This is a genomic window from Faecousia intestinalis (genome assembly GCF_040096185.1).
Taxonomy (GTDB): domain Bacteria; phylum Bacillota; class Clostridia; order Oscillospirales; family Oscillospiraceae; genus JAZOXB01.
This window is the reverse complement of sequence record NZ_JBBMFF010000108.1, coordinates 1-3,661: the sequence shown is the minus strand read 5'-3', so window position 1 is coordinate 3,661 and position 3,661 is coordinate 1. Positions and strand designations below refer to the sequence as shown.

General features: G+C 65.7%; 3 protein-coding genes. All 3 read right to left on the bottom strand.

All coding sequences use genetic code 11. The features are described 5' to 3' along the window. Nucleotides 1–331 precede the first annotated feature (331 nt). From WMO66_RS01940 to WMO66_RS01930, 3 genes are read right to left on the bottom strand one after another with little or no spacing between them, the layout of a single operon-like run. Nucleotides 332–1,297, bottom strand: a complete 966-nt coding sequence (locus WMO66_RS01940) for a hypothetical protein (RefSeq protein WP_349134729.1) — start codon at nt 1,295–1,297, stop codon at nt 332–334. Next, a complete protein-coding gene (locus tag WMO66_RS01935) occupies nt 1,287–1,736 on the bottom strand; it encodes a hypothetical protein (RefSeq protein ID WP_349134728.1) in 450 nt (149 codons plus the stop codon). The genes WMO66_RS01940 and WMO66_RS01935 overlap by 11 nt, the downstream gene beginning before the upstream one ends. Beyond that, nucleotides 1,733–3,202: a spore germination protein gene (locus WMO66_RS01930; RefSeq protein ID WP_349134727.1), complete on the bottom strand. Its 1,470-nt coding sequence runs from the start codon at nt 3,200–3,202 to the stop codon at nt 1,733–1,735. The genes WMO66_RS01935 and WMO66_RS01930 overlap by 4 nt, the downstream gene beginning before the upstream one ends. Nucleotides 3,203–3,661 lie beyond the last annotated feature (459 nt).

Genomic DNA, 3,661 nt, shown 5'->3' with positions numbered 1-3,661 from the left:
CACTCAAGAATTTCTCGTTGGCTATTCTTCACAATCTCAGTTTTTACACTGACATCTCAAAGAACAACTTGTTTTTTCATCAAATTGTCCAAGGTGTTTGTTCATGTTTCTCGTTGTTTAATTTACAAGGTACACCGGCCATTCGCACAGCCTATTTGAAAAGTCATCCGGACTTCATCGGGCTCGCGCCCTCCGTTCCGGAGCAACTTCTACATTATAGCACGCATTGTTCAGCTTGTCAAGCACTTTTTTCAATTTCTTTCGAAATCTTTTGTTGTTTGACGCCCTGTCTCAAGCGGCTCCGCTATTCTATCAAATAACCGCCCGAATGTCAAGCTTTTTTTTGATTTTTTTGCAATTTCTTTACGGACGCTACCCATAGTGTTACCAATGGCACAATACCCCAACATATGGCAGCTGCGACAGCCTGCACCCCCTCCGGCAGGACCGTGCCCGCAAGATACCCCGCACAGCCGAGCAGGAAATTTCCGATGCCAGTGCGCTTTTTCCAGCCGAGCGCCCGCGCCGTCTTCGCATTGGCGAGGCACAGAACGGCAAGCAGGCAGAAGCCCCCCGCCGTCAGCGCGGCCGACACGACCGGCTCCAGCCGCTCCATCACACCGAAGACGGACACGCTCTTGGCCATGGTATAGACCGCAAACGCCTCCTCCCCGGCCACGCGGGGCGAGAGCGTGCCTGCGGCGCACAGGGCCGCCGCCGCACAGAGGCCGATCCCCGCCGCGAGCCAGCCGCCCGTCCTCCGCGCCCCGCCGCGCACATAGAGCACGGCCATGGGTGACAGCGCCGCCGTCATGGCGGCAAACGGCACACGTCCCGTCTGCGGCGCGAGCCACGCCGCGCGCACCTGCACGGCCGAAAAGCCCAGAATGACGGCCTCGACCGCCGTGAGAAAGAAGAACAGGATGGCCCCGCTGCGCAGGACGGTCTCCTCCCCGCGCTCTGCGGCATAGGCCGCCGCCAGAAGCAGCAGGAGTCCCGTAAGCGGCCCGCCGCGGCTCTCCGGATAGATGGCGCACAGCGCCCGCGCTGCACCTCCCAGCAGCAGCGCGCCGCCGAGGAGGACGAGCGCGAGCACGGCTCTTCCCGCCCGGCCGAACGCCGCCGGGATGACCTCCGTCAGCCCGCCCGGCGCGCAGCGCCGCCCGCAGAGGCCAAGCAGCAGCGCGGAGATCGCCGCAGCCGCCGTCGCCCAGACCCAGCCGAGGCGCGGCAGATACAGAAGCGCCGGGACGGAGGCTGCCGCCAGCGTCACGGCGCAGAGCTGTCTATCCCGCATGGCTTTCCTCCCAATCGGGCAGGGCCGTGCCCGGCTCCGCCCGCAGCAGACCGACCGTCACGGGACTGGCGTGGGCCTCCAGCAGGTCGGACAGCCCCTCCGGGTCGGTCAGGCCCCCGCTCCGGCGCACCTGCGCCGCCGGGCGCAGGATGCCGCTTTCCAGCAGCTCGTTCACGAGGCGGTCCGTCTTCCCGCACAGCACGACCTGCCCGGCCGTGTCGAAGTAAACCTCGCCCGGCGCAGCCATGCGCAGCGCGGCCACGGCGTCGTCCCACGTTGCGCCGCTGCCCTCGCCCGCCTCCGTGACGATGCGCACGCCGGCTTCCGTCCACTCGGCCTGCACGGTCTGCACCGGCAGGAGCGTGCGCGTCTCGTGCGTGCGGAACGGCAGGCCGCAGCACAGGACCAGCGCCGCAGCCGCAAGAAGCGTCCATTTCATCGCTTTCCCCCCTGATTGCGCCGGTCGAGCGGCCGGAGCAGCGGATCGCGCAGCGGTTCCCGCACGAGGCGTGGCCGCAGCAGGGCGCGCGCGCCGCCGACGCCGGAAAACGGCGCAAGATAAGAGATCCCGAACGATTCCAGACCCGCCAGATGGACGACGAGGCAGATGGCCCCGAGCGTCAGGCCGAACAGCCCGGCAAGGCTCGCCGCCGCGGCCAGCGCCATCCGCCAAACGCGCAGGGCGTCTGCAAAGCTGCGCCCCGGTATGGCAAAGCCGCAGATGCCCGCCGCCGCCACGACGATGAGGGCCGCGGGCGAGATGAGCCGCGCCTCCACGGCCGCCGAGCCGACGACGAGGCCGCCGATGATGGAAAGGCTCTGCCCCACGGACTGCGGCAGCGAGACGCTTGCCTCCTGCAGCAGCTCAAAGGCGGCCAGCAGCCCGAGCACCTCCACGATGGTCGGGAACGGCACCGCGCGCTTGCTCTCTAAGATCGACTGCAGCAGCTCCGTCGGCAGCATCTGCGGGTGAAAGGCCGCCATGGCGACATAGAGCCCCGGCAGCAGCAGGCCGAGCAGCAGGGCGGCATAGCGCAGCACGCGCAGGAACGACGCCGACACGAAATCCGTGCCCCGGTCCTCGGCCGACGTCATGAGATAGCCGAGGTCGACCGGTGCGAGATAGCCCAGCGGCAGGCCGTCGACGAGCAGACCGGCGCGCCCCTCGAGCAGGGCCTGCGCGAAGCGGTCCGTCCGCTCCGTGTACTGCAGCAGCGGAAAGGCCGTCGGCCGTGAGCCGGTCAGATATTCCTCCACGGCCGCGGGCGTGAGCAGGCCGTCGATGTCGATCTCCGCCAGCCGCGCCTGCATCCGCGAGACGAGCGCAGGCTCCGTCAGCCCGTCGATCCATGCCAGCGTGACGTTCGTCAGGCTCCGCTGCCCCACGACCGTCTCATACAGCCGCAGCGCCGGCGTGCGCAGGTGGCGGCGCAGCAGGCTCGTATTCGTGCGTACCGTCTCCGTGAACGCGTCCTTCGGGCCCTTGACCGTGTTCTCGACCTCCGGGGCCGAGGGCGAGCGCTTTTCGCCCGTCTTCGTCTCGAAGGCAATGGCCCGCTGCCCGAACAGCACGACCGTGAAGCCGTTGACAAGCTTCTCCGCCGTGCTCTGCAGGTCTCCGCACGGCACAGCCACGGAGTTATAGACCGTCCTGTGCAGGGCGCGGTCGTAGAGCTCGTCCATTGTGCCGCCGAACGCGTCCTGCATGAGGGGCTTGACGACGTATTCCGACGCATCGCCGCCCGAGGTGATGCCGTCGATGGCGTAGACGTAGACCGTCAGCGCCCCGATGTGCACCTCGCGGCGGTTCCAATCACCGCAGCAGCCGAAAATGCCGCAGATATGTTCATCCGTCATCGCGCCCGTGTAGGTCCCGTCGGGCAGACGGCGCAGCTTCTGTTCCATGCGTGTTGTCCCTCCCCGCAGCAAGTTTCCCCGCCAGTGCAGGCGGTTATGCACAGGAAAGGGAAAATTTGTGGAAGAAAACGTGAAACGCGGAGCGTGGAATTTTTCGCAGGGCCGCCAACCGTGCGTTGTAGGGGAGGGGCATGCCCCTCCCGGCGCAATGCTGCCGACCAGTGCAGGCTATCGATAAACGGTGAAAGCCAAAGGTTTGTCATTGCGAGGAGCGAAGCGACGTGGCAATCTCGGGAAGGCACTTCCAGTTCGTACAAGGTGCCGATAAAAACGTAAAAACCGATTGCGTCTGTAGCGGCGGTCAGTGACCGCCCTGTAGAGGGACATTAAACCGCAGGAGGGCACCGGTGTACCACGGCACTCGCCTAAATTGTCATTCCGAGGAGCGAAGCGACGTGGGAATCTCCTGTAACAGCCCGCGAATTCGCAGAGGCTTTCCCACTATCC

What these genes read in the sequence shown, in the direction of transcription:
- WMO66_RS01940 (WP_349134729.1), bottom strand. Translation starts at nt 1,297, where the DNA reads ATGCGGGATAGACAGCTCTGCGCCGTGACGCTGGCGGCAGCCTCCGTC.
- WMO66_RS01935 (WP_349134728.1), bottom strand. Translation starts at nt 1,736, where the DNA reads ATGAAATGGACGCTTCTTGCGGCTGCGGCGCTGGTCCTGTGCTGCGGC.
- WMO66_RS01930 (WP_349134727.1), bottom strand. Translation starts at nt 3,202, where the DNA reads ATGGAACAGAAGCTGCGCCGTCTGCCCGACGGGACCTACACGGGCGCG.